General features: G+C 62.6%; 17 protein-coding genes and 1 pseudogene. 9 read left to right on the forward strand and 9 right to left on the reverse strand.

All coding sequences use genetic code 11. The features are described from left to right. The 6 genes from ABW043_RS06055 to ABW043_RS06080 form a co-directional block, all read right to left on the reverse strand. A partial coding sequence (locus ABW043_RS06055) for a ribose-phosphate diphosphokinase (RefSeq protein ID WP_353920328.1) occupies positions 1-590 on the reverse strand: 590 nt, incomplete at its 3' end. A gap of 119 nt (positions 591-709) precedes the next feature. Next, entirely contained in the window at positions 710-1,471 is a 762-nt protein-coding gene (gene pgeF, locus ABW043_RS06060; protein ID WP_353920329.1) for a peptidoglycan editing factor PgeF, read from the reverse strand. Next, positions 1,468-2,547 (reverse strand): class I SAM-dependent methyltransferase, encoded by a 1,080-nt coding sequence (locus ABW043_RS06065; RefSeq protein ID WP_353920330.1) that lies wholly within the window; start codon positions 2,545-2,547, stop codon positions 1,468-1,470. The genes pgeF and ABW043_RS06065 overlap by 4 nt, the downstream gene beginning before the upstream one ends. A gap of 12 nt (positions 2,548-2,559) precedes the next feature. After that, complete coding sequence (gene lgt, locus ABW043_RS06070) at positions 2,560-3,384, reverse strand: prolipoprotein diacylglyceryl transferase (RefSeq protein ID WP_353920331.1); 825 nt, start codon at positions 3,382-3,384, stop codon at positions 2,560-2,562. Positions 3,385-3,575: 191 nt separating this feature from the next. Then, a complete protein-coding gene (locus ABW043_RS06075; protein WP_353920332.1) occupies positions 3,576-4,259 on the reverse strand; it encodes a hypothetical protein in 684 nt (227 codons plus the stop codon). A gap of 121 nt (positions 4,260-4,380) precedes the next feature. Further along, positions 4,381-5,616, reverse strand: coding sequence for an MFS transporter (locus ABW043_RS06080; RefSeq protein WP_353920333.1), 1,236 nt, complete (start codon positions 5,614-5,616; stop codon positions 4,381-4,383). A gap of 132 nt (positions 5,617-5,748) precedes the next feature. Here ABW043_RS06080 and ABW043_RS06085 point away from each other — a divergent pair, with 132 nt between their 5' ends. The 3 genes from ABW043_RS06085 to ABW043_RS06095 all read left to right on the forward strand — a co-directional run bounded on the left by ABW043_RS06085 (position 5,749) and on the right by ABW043_RS06095 (position 8,487). Continuing rightward, a complete protein-coding gene (locus tag ABW043_RS06085; protein ID WP_353920334.1) occupies positions 5,749-6,312 on the forward strand; it encodes a dihydrofolate reductase family protein in 564 nt (187 codons plus the stop codon). A 249-nt stretch (positions 6,313-6,561) separates the two neighbouring features. Continuing rightward, positions 6,562-7,458 (forward strand): ABC transporter permease, encoded by an 897-nt coding sequence (locus ABW043_RS06090; RefSeq protein ID WP_353920335.1) that lies wholly within the window; start codon positions 6,562-6,564, stop codon positions 7,456-7,458. Positions 7,459-7,476: 18 nt separating this feature from the next. Next, entirely contained in the window at positions 7,477-8,487 is a 1,011-nt protein-coding gene (locus ABW043_RS06095; RefSeq protein ID WP_353920336.1) for an ABC transporter substrate-binding protein, read from the forward strand. Positions 8,488-8,616: 129 nt separating this feature from the next. Here ABW043_RS06095 and ABW043_RS06100 read toward each other — a convergent pair whose 3' ends face one another. Further along, positions 8,617-9,312 (reverse strand): outer membrane protein, encoded by a 696-nt coding sequence (locus ABW043_RS06100; protein ID WP_353920337.1) that lies wholly within the window; start codon positions 9,310-9,312, stop codon positions 8,617-8,619. 221 nt (positions 9,313-9,533) lie between these two features. Between ABW043_RS06100 and ABW043_RS06105 the strand changes: the two genes are divergently transcribed. The 5 genes from ABW043_RS06105 (at position 9,534) to proC (ending at position 13,190) form a co-directional block, all read left to right on the forward strand. Then, a complete protein-coding gene (locus tag ABW043_RS06105) occupies positions 9,534-10,502 on the forward strand; it encodes an ABC transporter substrate-binding protein (protein WP_353920338.1) in 969 nt (322 codons plus the stop codon). A gap of 95 nt (positions 10,503-10,597) precedes the next feature. Continuing rightward, the gene (locus tag ABW043_RS06110) at positions 10,598-10,846 is read left to right on the forward strand and encodes an accessory factor UbiK family protein (protein ID WP_353920339.1); all 249 of its coding nucleotides are present in this window, start codon (positions 10,598-10,600) and stop codon (positions 10,844-10,846) included. 4 nt (positions 10,847-10,850) lie between these two features. Further along, a complete protein-coding gene (locus tag ABW043_RS06115; RefSeq protein ID WP_353920340.1) occupies positions 10,851-11,573 on the forward strand; it encodes a metallophosphoesterase family protein in 723 nt (240 codons plus the stop codon). 295 nt (positions 11,574-11,868) lie between these two features. After that, positions 11,869-12,369, forward strand: coding sequence for a type III secretion system chaperone family protein (locus ABW043_RS06120; protein ID WP_295412566.1), 501 nt, complete (start codon positions 11,869-11,871; stop codon positions 12,367-12,369). After that, positions 12,369-13,190, forward strand: coding sequence for a pyrroline-5-carboxylate reductase (gene proC, locus ABW043_RS06125; RefSeq protein ID WP_353920341.1), 822 nt, complete (start codon positions 12,369-12,371; stop codon positions 13,188-13,190). The genes ABW043_RS06120 and proC overlap by 1 nt, the downstream gene beginning before the upstream one ends. A gap of 4 nt (positions 13,191-13,194) precedes the next feature. Here the strand turns inward: proC and ABW043_RS06130 are convergent, their stop codons facing one another. Then, positions 13,195-13,620, reverse strand: a complete 426-nt coding sequence (locus ABW043_RS06130; protein WP_353920342.1) for a hypothetical protein — start codon at positions 13,618-13,620, stop codon at positions 13,195-13,197. A 93-nt stretch (positions 13,621-13,713) separates the two neighbouring features. Beyond that, a complete protein-coding gene (locus ABW043_RS06135; RefSeq protein ID WP_502908603.1) occupies positions 13,714-14,232 on the reverse strand; it encodes a MarR family winged helix-turn-helix transcriptional regulator in 519 nt (172 codons plus the stop codon). 135 nt (positions 14,233-14,367) lie between these two features. Between ABW043_RS06135 and ABW043_RS06140 the strand changes: the two are divergent. Beyond that, positions 14,368-14,594, forward strand: a pseudogene (locus ABW043_RS06140) (branched-chain amino acid aminotransferase); the annotation flags it as partial.

Below are 14,594 nucleotides of genomic sequence, written 5' to 3' on the forward strand. Positions count from 1 at the left end.
ACGCCGGCCTTGGGGCGGCGCTTGTCGACGATGGCGAGATCGGTGCCGAGGCGCTGGGCCACGGCGCGGGCGCGGGCCACGCCGCCGACGTCGGGCGACACGATCATGGTGTTGTCGAGCTTATAATTGTCGAGGATGTCGCGCGTGATGATCGGCGCGGCATAGAGATTGTCGGTCGGAATATCGAAGAAGCCCTGGATCTGCGCGGCGTGCAGATCGAGCGTGATGACGCGGTTGACACCGGCTTCGGCGATCAGGTTGGACACCAGCTTGGCCGAAATCGGGGTGCGGCCGGCGGCGCGGCGATCCTGACGGGCATAGCCGAAATAGGGCAGGACGGCGGTGATGCGGCGTGCCGAGGACCGGCGCAGGGCGTCGGTGAGGATCAGCAGTTCCATCAGGTTGTCATTGGCGGGATAGCTGGTCGACTGCAGCATGAAGACGTCTTCGCCGCGGACGTTTTCGTGGATTTCGACAAAGACCTCTTTGTCGGCGAAGCGTTTGACCGTGCAATCTGTCAGGGGAAGCTCAAGATAGCTGGCGACGGCTTGGGCGAGGGCACGATTGGAGTTGCCAGTCACCAGTTTCATGAGGGCGATCCTGTCTCAACCAGTCCCCGGGGAGGAGGGACCTTCCAGTTTCGCGGGCAGCTTTATCGAGTCATTTTTATGACTGCAACGCCCCATTGGTCTCATGCGTAAATTTAAGGCTAAACCAAGCCGATAACGGCGATCTGTCGGCCGGTTCGAGTTTGCTGATGCGTGGCGTAGCGGTGAGAGAAGAAACGGGTGGGATCGGCATAGGTGCAGAGGGCGGTGTCGGTGATTTCGGCGAGACCCAGGGCGTGGGCCTGGATGGTGAGGTAGCCGGGCAGATCGAAGTGGGGTTTGCCGCCGGGTGGGGTCAGGAAGGCGGGTTCGGTGTTCGCATTTTGATTCAAGGCGTCGGCCTTAAACTGTTCACCGACTTCGTAATTTTTTTGGCTGATGGTGGGGCCGATGGCGAGCTGGATGCGGCGGCGCTGGGCGCCTAAGGCTTCCATGGCGGCGACGGTGTTTTCCAAAATGCCATCTACAGCACCGCGCCAGCCCGCGTGGGCGGCGCCGACGATGCCAGCGTGGCGGTCGAGGAAAAGCAGGGGGGAACAGTCAGCGGTGAGGACGCCGATGATCACGTCGGCGCGGCGCGTCACGATCGCGTCAGCCTCGACGGTGCGTTCGGGGATGGCGCCGGCTTCGACGGTGACGACGCGGTTGGAGTGGACCTGTTTCAGGGTCACAAGCGGCGCGCCGCCCAGGGTTTTGGCGATGAGGGCGCGGTTTTCTTCGACGGCGTCCGGGTTGTCGCCAACCGAGTGGGAGACGTTGAGGCCGGCGAAATCGCCTGTGGAAACGCCGCCGTGGCGGCCGAAGAAGCCGTGGCGAACGACGTCGCTGTCGGTCAGCGACTGGACGGTGGCGAAGTCTATCATGCGGAGAACCCTGGGGGATTAAGGCCGGGGGAATGGGCGCAGAAGACCTTGAAGAGGTCGCCCATCTGATCTTTGCCGACGAGGCGATCCCTAGCGGTGCGGATGTCGGCGGCGGAGCCGGGATTGGCGCCGGACAGGGCATTGGCGCGTTCGGCAATGCCGAGGCGGGTTAGGTATTCGCCTTGGGTGGCAAGGGGTTGGGCGGCGAGGCCAACTTCTTGAGTCACCGCAGCGAGGGCGCCGAAATCGACATGGGCGGAGAGGTCAGTTTCGCCGGGCTCTTCGAGCACGTCGGCAAAGGCGTGGTTCCTGACGCCTTGCAGAGTGTCGCCTGTCTGGGTGCGGGCGTAGCCGTAGTCGATGGCGAGGATGCTACCGCCTTGTTTCGCCACCATTTTTGCGAGGCGCGACATGACTTCGCCGCCGGCAAAGCAGACTTCGAACATGCTGTCGGGCTCGGCATTGGCGACGGCGGTGGGCATGGTTTCGTTGGGGATCGGCGTGGGGGAGAGGCCGAAGGCGCGCTTGCCATCGATGAGGCCGACGAGGCGTTCGTGCCAGCCGTCTGGCTTGCGGATGAACTGGCGGATGGGGAGGGCGTCGAAGAACTCGTTGGCGACGACGAGGATCGGGCCGTCGTCGAATTTCTCAAAGTTTTCAAGCCATTGCGGCTCGTAGCTTTCGAGGCGATTCCGCTGTTCGACCGTCAAGGCCGGGTTCGTTTCGAAGAGTTTTAGCTTGAGGCCATCACGGAAACCGGGGGCGCGGCAGGCGACGCGGAGGATGTCGGCCATGAGGGTGCCGCGACCGGGTCCGAGTTCGACGAGATTGAAGCTCTTGGGCTCGTCCATCTGCTGCCAGACGCTGACGAGGTGAAAACCGATAAGCTCCCCAAACATCTGGGAAATTTCGGGCGCGGTGATGAAGTCGCCCTTGGCGCCGAGGGGGTCGGTGCCCTTGTAGTAGCCCTTGGTGGGATGCGTCAGACAGAGGCCCATATAGGTCGCCACGGACATGGGACCATTGGCGGTGATCTGGAGGTCGATCTGCTGCGCCAGGGTTAGCGGACTGTTCACGTTGAGCGTCTCCTAGGGGCGCAATGGGTTAACAGGGCGCGTCGTCGCGTAGATGACGAGGACCAGACCGCCGAAAAGGATGGGAAGACTGAGGACCTGACCCATGGTGAGCCAGCCGCCATAGAGGTAGCCGAGCTGCTGATCGGGCAGGCGAACGAATTCGACGAGGATGCGCGAGAGGGCGTAGCCGATGGCGAAAATGCCGGCGACGAGGCCCGGTTTGCGCAGGGCGTAAAAGACGTGGGTGGCAAGGCGGATGATGAGGAAGAGGAGGAGGCCTTCGAGCGCGGCTTCATAGAGCTGGCTCGGGTGGCGGGCGACCTGCAGGGGATCGGTGGGGAAGACGACGCCCCAGGGCAGCGTGGTGGGCGCGCCATAGAGTTCGGCATTGATGAAATTGGCGATGCGGCCGAGGAAAATGCCGATGGTGGCGACGGCGCCGAGCAAGTCGAGGGCGGAGAGCCAGTTGCCGCCCTTGGAGCGGGTGAAGAGAATGCCGGCGAGCATCAGGCCGAGCATGCCGCCATGATAGGACATGCCGCCATCAAGGGTGTTGAGGATCTCAAGCGGGTTCGCGAGATAATAGGGCAGGTTGTAGAACAGCACATAGCCGGCGCGGCCGCCGATGACGATGGCGAGCATGGTCCAGAAGGCAAAGTCCCAGATGTCCTTGGCAGGAAATGGTGGGGCGCCCTTGTGCCAGAGGCGCTCATTGCGCAACAGCAGGTAGCCATAACCGGCGCCGAGCAGCACGCCGAAAAGATAGGCGAGGGCGTACCAGCGAATGGCGATAGGGCCGATGGCAAAAGCGATTGGGTCGATATTGGGGAAGGGCAAGGCTTGTCCTTTTGCCGGCTCGGCCAGTTCAGAGCCCGCGTCGAAACTTTAGTGCGGCGGTCTCTCAGGGTTTTGCCAGCCGTAGCCTCATGGCGGGGTGGGTCGCAAGGGGAGAGTTTTACAATTGGGCGTGTGGGGCGCGGTTCATTGGTGTGAACACGCGCCCCTTCGGTATGCCCGCCACGCGGCGCTCAGTTCAGCGACTGGAAGCTGCCATCGAGGCCAAACCAGCAATTGAAGAATGTGGTTTCGCCGTCGCGATCGAAATTGCCCTGGGTGACGTAGCGATTGCCCGACTGGAAGGCCATGTTGACCGTGATGTCCTGTGGCCGGACGCCATAGTCGGCCGATGCTTCGCCAGCGCAGAAGCGCGGCATCTGGCTGGTGTCGAGCTGAGAGGGAGCCGCACTCGACGAGGAGGGCTGGGGTCTTGGTGCCGGTGCCTGGGGAGCGGACTGTCGCGCGGCGTTTTCGACATAGAGGGTCAGGTCGTAGTTCGCGGTTTCGCCACGGCGGGCGGCGTTGCGCATCAGGTAGACGTCGACGATGTAATTGCCGCTCGATGGCACGACGAAAGAGGTGGCGTTGCCCGAGACGGAGCCGTTGTACAAAGCCTCGCTCGCGCCTGGGCCGGTGATGTTGAAGTAGCTGCTGGTATTGTCGGTGTCGAGCTGGACATCCATGGTTTGCCCGGCGGAAACACCGATGCTGTAGCGCACGCTTTGATCGCCGGTAATTTTGCCTTCGATGGTGGTGCCGGAGGTGCCGCGCTGGAACTTGACCGTTTCGGCGCGCGTATTTTGAGCCATTGCGGGCGTCAGAACCGACCCGGCCAGCAGAAGTGCAAGTACGACCGATTTTGTAATTGTTCGCATTTGTAACTCCTTGGATGCATTGGAAGTCCAGGTTCAAAGCGTAACGGCGAAAGCTCGAACGGGATAGGTGCTAGCCATCACTTTCGCCGATCTACTCGCGATGTCTACCCATGATGACTGGTCAGTTTGCGGGCCGTACGCGCGGGCGGCTGCCGATTGTCCGAAAGGCGGGAATGATGGCCGGTGACAGGGCGGCGATGCAGTAGAGTGCCGCAGTCACGGCCAGAGCCGTCAGGATGCCGGTGGCATCGGTCAATAGGCCCGCATAGATGCCGCCGAAGGGAATGAGCACCCAGGTCAGGGAGCCGACGAGCGCGATAACGCGACCCACGACGGGCTTGGGGATGCGCTCGAAAAGCAGGGCGCCGATGATCGGGTTGAGGAAGCCCGCGGCGAGGCCGCTGGCCAAAAGGACCGGGACAATCAGCCAGAGCGCGGAACTGAAGGCGAGCGTCGCCATCGGGACCGGGCCGGCGAAGATGAAGCCAATGATATACATTGCGAGCCTCGGGAGCCGTTCGGCGAAAATTGCGCCGAGGGCCGCCCCGGCAATGGCCGCGCCCGAAAAAACGGCAAGCAGGATGCCGACCCAAGAGGCGTCGAGGCCGGCGGAGCGAACCCAGACAGGAAGCAGAACCGTGGCATAGGCCTGATCGAAGAGACCGGTGAAGGCGAGCATGGCGACGAGCGCGACGAGGATTGGGTCGCGGCTGAAGGCTGCCCAGCCTTCGGCCATTTGGGCGCGATAGTTTCCAAAGATGGGGCCGCCGCTCTCGGTGGTTGGGGTGCTGACAGTTCGCAGGCCAAAGACCAGGGCCAGGGCCGAGATGACAAAGGCTGCGGCGTTGGCAAACAACGCTGGGCCAGCGCCAAGCGAGGCGATCAATACGCCGGCGCCAGCGGCGCCGAGGGTTCCGGCGAGGCGATTGCTGGTGCCGAGGATGCCGGTGACGCGCTCCAGAGATAGTTTGCCGGTTTCAGCGACTTCCGGAACCAGCGCCTGCTTGGCAGCGTCGGAGGGCGCTCGCAGAATACCCAGCACCGCGACTGCGGGGAGAAGCAGCCAGACTGACAGCATGCCGGCCAAATAGAGCAGGGGAATGATGCTGACGGCGGCGGCAGAGAGCCAGTCGCACCAGATGGCAATGCGCCGCGCGCCGAGGCGATCGATGAAGGGGCCGCTCAATGCCTTGGCGAGGACATAGGGCAGCATTTCGGCCAAGCCGGCGAGACCGGTCAGCAGGGGACTGTTGGTGGTCGAGAGGACCAGCCAGGGGATTGCGATGGCGGAGAGCCGTGTTCCGCCAATGGATCCGACTGTGGCGATGGCCAGCGCCACCAATGGCGTTTGCTTCATCCGTTCAATTCACCGTTGCAGCTTTGGCGAGAGCTTGAATTGAGAGCGGGCGCCTGTCGAGTGCGTGAACGGCTCGTTTCGTCCAGCCTGAGGGCCCTTCCAAAATTGGGCTGCCTGTGAGAGGCTCACCTTATGCGACCCTTGCGATACTCCATCAATGTCACCCTCGATGGGTGTGTCGATCACAACGCGATGATCCCGGATGAAGAGCTTCATCGTCGGGCGGCGGAGTTTATTGCGCGGGCGGATGCGCTAATCTTCGGGCGCGTCACTTATCACTTGATGGAAGCGGGCTGGCGGCCTTTGGCCGAGGGTGGACCGCGGCCGGATTGGGTGGCGGACTGGATGGTGCCATTCGCCGAGAAGATGCACTCGGCCAAGAAGTATGTGGTTTCGGACACGCTGCAGTCGGTGGACTGGAACTCGGAAATTGTGCGCGTCGCCGATATCGAAAAGACGGTCAGGGCACTGCGGGAACAGTCGGGCGAGGGGCTGGCGACGGGCGGCGTGATGCTGCCGCAGGCGCTGGCGGAGCTGGGGCTGATCGACGAATACGAATTTGTGGTGCATCCGCGCCTGGCGGGGCATGGGCGGACGCTGTTTTCGGGTCTGTCGAAGCCGCTGGACCTGAAACTGGTGGACCGGCTGGAATATGGCTCGGGCGCGGTCGCCATGCGCTATGTGCCGAAAGGCTGACGACGGGCGCCGAGGCGGTACCCGATGTTTTTCGCTCCGTCACCACCGGGCTTGTCCCGGTGGTCCATGCGGAGGCGAGATGGATTGCCGGGACAAGCCCGGCAATGACGACCGAACCATATGATGAGCCAGACTGACTGCCTGAACCAAGTTCGGACTGGTTAGGCCCCCCCCCGTATTTGACAGGTTCGCCCGTCGCTCTTATCACCCGGGGCGAATGTTCTTGTTGCCTGGGAGGGGCGACAGACAGTGTCCGCGCCTCGCGGCAAGAAATGGCTCGCTTTGTCAAACGACGATACACGCTCCCAGACCGAACGTGACACTGCGCGGGAGAGCGGCGGACTGCGCGGCAGTATGCGAGAGCTGGTGGAAGCCTGGCAGGAGACTGGCGCCTGGCTGAAGGGCGTGCGCGCGGAAACCTGGATCGTGCTCGGCCTGATCGTGGGGCTGCTGGTGTTCTGGGAGTGGCTCGCGGGGCAATATCCAGAGGCCATTATCCCTTCCATCGGCGAGACGGCCGATGCTCTCTTCAAGATGATGCAGGACCCGCGGCGCGACTATTTCGTCGCTGTCGGCAGCACGGTGCAGATTTATTACTCCGGGCTCGGGCTGGCCCTGGTGCTGGGCTGGAGCGTGGCAGCGCTGATGGGGCGGGTGCCGCTGTTCGGGCGTGTGATGAAGGTCATCCTAGACTTCTTCGCCAATATTCCGATCATCGCCTTCATGCCGCTATTCGTGGCGCTGCTGGGGCTCGGGCCACTGGCCAAGATCGTCGTGGTGCTGCTGGCCGCCTTCATCGTCATCACGACGACGGCGCAGGCGGCGTTCGAGGGCGTCGGCAAGAGCGATGAAGAGGCGGCCATGGGGCTCGGGGCCTCGCGGCTGCAGGCGCAAATTCGGGTCGTGTGGCCGCAGGTTCTGCCGCAGATTATCGCGGGGCTGCGGCTTGGCGCGGCGCAGGCGCTGACGGCGTGTATCATCGCCGAAATCTATACGGCGATGACCGGGCTTGGCGGGCTGCTGGTCGGCTATGGCGCCTCGTTCAACATGCCCCGCTATTTCGTCACCGTGCTGACGGCACTGGTCATCGGCAGCGCCACTTCGGCGGTGCTGCGGCGCCTCGAACGGCGGTTTTCGATACCCTGATTTTATTGGAGTTTTCTTATGAGATTTACCCAGTTTGCTGTTGCCCTGATGGTGGTGGGGCTGTCTGTGGGCCCGGTGGTGGCGGAGCCGTTTCGGATCATCGTGACCTCGACCGAAGTGCCGCTGGTGCCCAATTCGGTGCTGCATCTGGCGCTGAGCGAGGGCTATTTCGAGCGGGCGGGCGTCGAGGTCGAGCTGGTGCCGGCGGCGCAGACGCCGATGGCGATCACGGCCGTGCTGACAGGCGGCGGGGAGATGGCCAATATCTCGGTCGAGGCGCTGCTGGGGCTTTATGCGCGGGGCGACAATAGCCTCCTTGCCGTCGGTTCGACCGACAAGGCCATTCCCTACATCATCGCGGCGCGCGAGGGCGTTACCTTCGAAGGCCTCAGCGGCGGGACTTTTGGCGTCGGGCGGGAGAACAGCCTCGATTATACGCTATCGCGACTGGTGCTGCAGAGCCGCGGCACGCAGATCGAACAGATGACCTATCTGCCGCTCGGAGACCCGGCGGTGCGTGCGCAGGCGCTGCAGCAGGGGCGGGTAGATGCCACGACCATGTCGATCGGGGTGTTCCTGGCCATGCCGGAGCGGCCGGGCCTCGATATTCTGGTAGATGCTGCAGAGTTCTATCGCTCGGCGCCGGTGCTGACCAAGGTCAATGTCGTCTCGGCCAAGGTGCTGCAGGATCGCGCGGACGATGTCGATGCGGTGCTGGAGGCGTTGACGCTGGCAGCGCGTGACTTTGCGGCTGATCCGCAAATCTGGGTCGATGCCATGACGCGGGCGCGGCCCGATGTGGCGCCGGAGACGCTGGCGGAACTGTCGGAGCTTTATGCCAAGAGCTGGACCGTCAACGGCGGGCTGCAGATGAGCGATGTCAGCTACACCCAGACCTGGTTCGAGGAGAGCGGTTCGCTCGGGGCCGACGTTAAAATTCCGGCGCGGTTTTGGACGCGGTTCGAGCCGATGGACCGGGTGCTGGAGAAGATCGGGGTTTCCGAGGCTGGGGATGCGGTGACGCGCTAGGGCGCCTTATCGTTGTATTCCGAAAGCAGGGGCCGCCTTCGGAATAGGTGCCGGCGTTTTTCGCCGAAAGCGTGTTTTCACGCCTCTATTTGAGACTTGTGCCATCCCGGTGTAGGCGGGGTGACTGCGCTAGAAGTGGTAGTTGACGCCGAGCCGGACGATGTGGGTCGTGGCACTCAGGTTGGACGCCTGGGCGCTGGACAGGGTGCCGTTGGGCGCCGTCAGGCCGCCGAGGCTGACATAGCTGTATTCGGCTTTTACGGTGATGGCGTCGGTGACGAAGGCTTCGACGCCGGCGCCCACGGTCCAGCCACCCATTGTGCCCGTAAACGTGTTGGTCTGGGCTGGTGCGGCGGGAGTGACGTTGGCTGTGGTGTTGCCGACGGCGAAACCCGCGGTGCCGAAGAACAGCACGCGGTCGACGGCGAAGCCGGCGCGGCCCTTGACCGTGCCCAGCCAATCGAGTTGGCCGTGGCAAGTGTAGATCGGGTTTGCGGCGCAGGTGGCGGAGCCGGTTGCGCCGGTCCAGGCAATGTCGCCTTCGAGGCCGATCACGATGCGATCAAACTGGGCATTGAAGCCCAATGTGCCGCCGATCAATCCGCCGGAGACCGGCACGTTGGTCGTGACGCCCGTTACCGCGCCGACCGACTTGGCCTCGCCGCCGATATAGCCGGCGCTCACGCCGCCATAGAAGCCCGACCAATCGAAACCCGCCACATCGATCACCAATGGCGGAGGGTCGACGAAAGTCAGGTCGGCACCTTGTGCGGCGCCCACGGTTATAAAGGAAGCGGCCAAGGCCGCTGCAAATCTATTCTTCATTCTGCCCCCTTGAATTTCCTTGTGAAAACAAATCAAGCAACAGAACAGTATTACAGCCATTGTTTATCCGCAACGCGATGGTCGTTTTACTGCGGAGCGGAGCGTTCGGGGTGGAATTGCTGGGGTTGCGGGAGCTGCGGCGCCAAGTTGATCGCGTCATTTTATACATGACAAAATTATTCATCTTTTGTATGGAGAGGTGGCTTTTGAAAGGGTGATCCATGTCTCTCCGTTCCCTCATCGTGTCGGCCGTGGTCAGCCTGGGCATGGTCATTGCAGCACAGGCGCAGTCCTTTCCCGTCACCGTGCAACACGCCTATGGCGAGACGGTCATTCCGGCGAAGCCGCAGCGGATCGTGACCTGGGGGTGGTCAACGCAGGATGCGGTCATTGCGCTGGGTGAGGTGCCGGTGGGCATTCCGCATTTCAGCTATGGCGGGGACGAGAACGGGGCGCTGCGCTGGACGAAGGAAGCGGTGGCGGCGCTTGGGGCCGAGTTTCCGGCCATTCTGCCCGCCGGCGGCGAGCCGCCGGTCGAGGCTATTGCGGCATTGCAGCCAGACCTGATCCTGGCGGTCTATTCGGGGCTGACGGAGGAGCAATATGCGGTTTTGAGCGGGATCGCGCCGGTGGTGGCGTTTCCGGAGACGGTTTGGGACACGTCATGGCAGGATACGATCACCATAACCGGTGAGGCGATTGGCAAGAAGGCCGAGGCGGAGGCGCTAGTGGCCGAGCTTGAGCAGTTCATTGCCGATGAGACGGCAAAGTATCCCCAGCTCAAGGGCACGAGTTTTGCCGCCATTGCCGAGTGGAATGGGGAGATCAATGTCTATGGCGATCTCGATTCTCGTGTGCAGTTTCTGGTCAATGCAGGGCTGACTTCGGCGCCGAGCGTTGCGGAACTGGCTGCGGGGCAAGACCTCTACTTCATCCTGAGTTTTGAGAATCTCGACCGGCTAAGCAGCGACGTGCTGGTGACCTATTTCGAGACCCCGGAGACCGATGCCGCGTTCATCGGCAATTCGGTGATTGCGCTGGCGCCGCAGGTGGCCAAGGGCGCGGTGGCGCGGGTTGTGGGGGCGGAGCTGATCAATTCGGTTTCGCCGCCCAGTGCGCTGTCGCTGAAGTGGGGCTATCCGCAATATATCAAGCTGATCGCCGATGCTGCCACGGCGGCGGGGAAGTAGGGGACGGTCTGCCGCGGCCTCTCACCGCACTGGTCAAGCGGACAGGGCTGGCTTACATAGGGGCCACACGCGCAACCCGAGAGTTGGAAAAAGCCATGAACCAGAGCAGCAAGATTTTTGATGGCCTTGGCCGGATCATGAACGAGGCTGCTGGCGTTGCCGATGGCGTGCGCCGGGAAGTGGAAACCGTCGCCAAGTCGCAGGCCCAGCGCATCGTGGCCGATATGGAGCTGGTGAAGCGCGAGGATTTTGACGCGCTGCGCGAGTTGGTGCAGGTGCAGGGCGAAGAAATCGACGCGCTGCGCAAGGAACTGGCTTCGCTGAAGGCCGCAAAGACCGCCTGACACCGTGCGCCTCGCGGTCATTTCAGACGTGCATGGCAATGCACCGGCGCTGGACGCCGTGCTCGAGCATATCGCCGGCGAGCATGTGGACGCCGTGGTGTGCCTCGGCGACCATGTCAGCGGCCCCATCGACCCTGCGGGGGCGGCGGAGCGGCTGATGGGGCTCAATGCCGTGGCCATATCGGGCAATCATGATCGCTGGACGGTTGATCTGGGACTGCGCGGCTCTGGTTCTGCGGACCGCTTTGCGCGGGGGCGCCTTTCGCCCGAGCAATTGACCTGGCTTGCGGCGCTGCCGGCGACTGCCTGGGTGGGTGACGAAGTTTTCGTTTGTCACGGGACGCCCGATGACGACGAAGTCCCCTGGCTCGACAATTTCTATGATGGACGCACGACGACGCTGCCTTCCGAGGAGGAGGTGGCGCGCCATGCCGAGGGTATCGGGAGCGCCGTCATTCTTTGCGGCCATACCCATATTGCGCGGACGCTGCGGCTGGCGGATGGGCGGTTGATCGCCAATCCCGGTTCGGTCGGGATGCAATTGGTGCGCGGCTCGCCCGATGCGCATTATGGCATCGTCGAAAAAGGGCGGCGCGGCTGGCAGACGGCGCTGATCGCCGTGCCTTATGACACCGAGGCGGCGGCAAAGCTGGCGGAGGCCAATGGATTTCCGGGCTGGAGCGAGTCGATCCGCCATGGATGGGCTGGGCCGGAGAGCCTGGGCTAGCAACAGCCGATATTCATCTGATACGGGTCTCGAAAACCGCCATTTTCGACTCCGCCTGAGCTTAATCTCGACCGTTCCTCCGGGCCCTTGTTCCTTCAGTGGTTAACGATGCGTTACCGTCATCCACAAGAGAATGCCCTCTCCGGGATCAGCCGCACTCCCTGAATCAGTAACGCAGTGTACCTTTTCCATTGTGGACGATTCGAGTGCCAGAGGAGGCGCGCGAGCGGGTCCGCATCGTGATGCGCCCCACTTGGTGCATTCGACAGTAGCCAAGCCAGCATGGAAACGGCCAATGTCCTTGATTGCCCACGAGCCCGATCGCGTGTCCCATCCGGTGGACCTGGTCGAGCATATCGCATCGATCAATGACTGGAATTTTGAGCGCCAGGACGCGGACGAAATCTCGATTTCGGTGCGCGGCGGCTGGAGCGACTATCATGTGTCGTTCAACTGGATGGAGGATCTCGAAAGCCTCCATGTGGCCTGCGCCTTCGACCTCAAAGTGCCCGACGGGCGGCGCGCGGAAATCAGGCAGTTGATCAGCATGATCAACGAACAGCTCTGGATCGGCCACTTCGACATCTGGAACAAGGAAGGCGTCGTGCTCTTCCGCAATTCGCACCTGCTGACGGGCGGCGCCGATGTGTCGCCGCAGCAATGCGAAGCGCTCTTGCGTTCGGCCAGCGATAGCTGTGATCTCTACTATCAGGCTTTCCAGTTCGTCGTCTGGGCAGGCAAATCGGCGGCGGACGCGCTGAGCCATGTGATGTTCGAAACCGTGGGAGAGGCGTGATGGCGAATTTGCGCTCGATCGGGCCGGTCATGCTGGTGGGTGCCGGCAAGATGGGCATGGCGCTGGCGACGGGGTGGCTGGAAGCGGGCTTGCCGCCGACAAATCTGGTGCTGGTGGAGCCGCGGCCAAGCGAAGAGACCAAGGCTTTTGCGGCCGAATATGATCTGAAGATTTATGACCATGCCGTTGGGCTCCTGCCCAATGTGCTGGTGCTGGCGGTCAAGCCGCAGGTGATCGACGAGGTGATGGCGAGCCTCGTGCCGGTGATCGGGCCGCAGACGCTTGTGGTGTCCATTGCGGCGGGCATTTCGCTGGCGCGATTGGCCAAGGGCACGGGGACCGATCTGGTTGTGCGCAGCATGCCCAATACGCCGGCGCAGATCGGCAAGGGCGTTACGGGTGTCGTTGCTGGAGCTGGTGTCGATCAGGATGGACGCTCGGCGGCAGAGGCTTTGCTGTCGGCTGCGGGGCTGGTCGTCTGGTTCGATGATGAACGCGATCTCGATGCGGTGACGGCGGTTTCGGGCTCCGGCCCGGCCTATGTGTTCAACCTTGTGGAGGCGCTGGCTGCGGCTGGCGTGGCGCAGGGGCTCGACGAACATGTGGCCATGGTGCTGGCGCGGCAAACTGTTATCGGCTCTGCAGCGCTGCTGGAGGCCGATGCGGCGCCGGCGAGCGTGCTGAGGCAGAATGTGACCTCGCCCAATGGTACGACGGCCGCGGCGCTGAATGTGCTGATGGGCGAAGATGGGCTGACGCCGCTGATGGACCGTGCGGTTGATGCCGCACGCAAGCGCAGCGTGGAGCTGGGGCAGGGCTAGAAGCCTAGCGCGAACCGGTGAGAAGCGCGCGGAGCGAGCGTATCTTTTCGAGCGGGGGCGCTTCTATCTCGGCCAATCTATCGAGCTGGATATTGGCGGCGAGGAGATCCTGCGTCTGGCCGGAAAGCTGGAAGCGCAGGATGTGGGCTTCGGCTAGCGCAAGGCCCAGTTTCGACTCGCTCGGGTCTGACTGACTGGCTGCGGCAAGCGCGGTGATGGCGCGATTGACGAGGCGGTCGACGCGGCGCGGATCGTCGCTTTGACGCGCTTCGGCGATCAGCAGGAGGCCGAGACCAAGGCCGGCAGCTTGCAGGGTGGGCGTGTCGTCCTCGACCAATGGATCGCGCAGAATGGTTTCGTAGCACCAGATGGCTTCGACGAGTTCGCCCTGTTGTTCCAGACGCTGGGCTTCGGACAGATACTGAACCAAACTAAGAATCTGCCGCTCCCGAAGGCTGCCGAACTGATTCCAGAGTGCCGGACAAGTTATTGTCGCACAAGCCTATTTTCTGGTGTCGCGGACCTAGAGATTGACGGTCAGGCTCAGCCGATCGAGAACCGAGTGATCGGAAGACTCCACCATGCCGACGAGGAACTGCCGGACCATGCGCGCGCCTTCGGGCGGCAGGGCGGCGATGGCCTCATCGATGCGGCTGGCCTGCGTGGCAGAAAGGGTGGCGAACAGGCCGCGCCCCTTATCCGTCGCAAAAAGCAGGCGCTGGCGGCGGTCGGAATGGCCGGTCTTCTGCTCGATATAGCCATTGTCGATCAACTGGCGGAGCACGCGGGCGAGGCTCTGCTTGGTGATCTTCAAAATGTCGAGAAGGTCGGCGACCGGCATGCCGGGGCGCAGATTGACGAAATAAAGCACGCGATGGTGGGCGCGGCCAAAACCCTGGCGTTCGAGCAGGGCATCGGCATCGCCGGTAAAATCCCGATAGGCAAAGAAGAAAAGGCCCATGATGTCGAGCGGCAGTCCGGCTTCTGCGGGTTTCGCAGAATTTATGTCAGCCTTGTTGACATTTTTTGGGCTCTCTGCCATTGTCACTCCATCGCGCAGGCGTTCCGTCTTATCCCAAAGACATTCAGGTTTGCCAAGGGCATGGCCCTTGGGGCATGATCAAAGGAACGTCCGTTTCGCGAGCAAACGGCAAAAACAAAGACTCTGGAGAGGATCATGGCAGGCGTGCCCATGGACCAGCGCGATGGCTGGATTTGGTTCGACGGCGAACTCAAACCGTGGAAGGACGCGAAAATTCACGTACTGACGCACGGGCTTCACTATGCCAGCTCGGTATTTGAAGGCGAACGCGCCTATGGCGGCGAAATCTTCAAGTCGCGCGAGCACACTGAACGCCTGATCCGTTCGGCCGCTACGCTCGACATGCCTTTCCCCTATTCGGT

Origin of the sequence: Devosia sp. (assembly GCF_040509215.1) — a bacterium.
Classification (GTDB): Bacteria; Pseudomonadota; Alphaproteobacteria; order Rhizobiales; family Devosiaceae; genus Devosia.

Excerpts from the sequence above, each read along its gene's own strand:
- ABW043_RS06095 (WP_353920336.1), top strand. The coding sequence starts at position 7,477 with ATGAGATTTACCCAGTTTGCTGTTGCCCTGATGGTGGTGGGGCTGTCT.
- ABW043_RS06080 (WP_353920333.1), bottom strand. The coding sequence starts at position 5,616 with ATGAAGCAAACGCCATTGGTGGCGCTGGCCATCGCCACAGTCGGATCC.
- ABW043_RS06105 (WP_353920338.1), top strand. The coding sequence starts at position 9,534 with ATGTCTCTCCGTTCCCTCATCGTGTCGGCCGTGGTCAGCCTGGGCATG.
- ABW043_RS06085 (WP_353920334.1), top strand. The coding sequence starts at position 5,749 with ATGCGACCCTTGCGATACTCCATCAATGTCACCCTCGATGGGTGTGTC.
- ABW043_RS06100 (WP_353920337.1), bottom strand. The coding sequence starts at position 9,312 with ATGAAGAATAGATTTGCAGCGGCCTTGGCCGCTTCCTTTATAACCGTG.
- ABW043_RS06135 (WP_502908603.1), bottom strand. The coding sequence starts at position 14,232 with ATGGCAGAGAGCCCAAAAAATGTCAACAAGGCTGACATAAATTCTGCG.
- ABW043_RS06120 (WP_295412566.1), top strand. The coding sequence starts at position 11,869 with ATGTCCTTGATTGCCCACGAGCCCGATCGCGTGTCCCATCCGGTGGAC.
- proC (WP_353920341.1), top strand. The coding sequence starts at position 12,369 with ATGGCGAATTTGCGCTCGATCGGGCCGGTCATGCTGGTGGGTGCCGGC.
- ABW043_RS06075 (WP_353920332.1), bottom strand. The coding sequence starts at position 4,259 with ATGCGAACAATTACAAAATCGGTCGTACTTGCACTTCTGCTGGCCGGG.
- ABW043_RS06110 (WP_353920339.1), top strand. The coding sequence starts at position 10,598 with ATGAACCAGAGCAGCAAGATTTTTGATGGCCTTGGCCGGATCATGAAC.
- pgeF (WP_353920329.1), bottom strand. The coding sequence starts at position 1,471 with ATGATAGACTTCGCCACCGTCCAGTCGCTGACCGACAGCGACGTCGTT.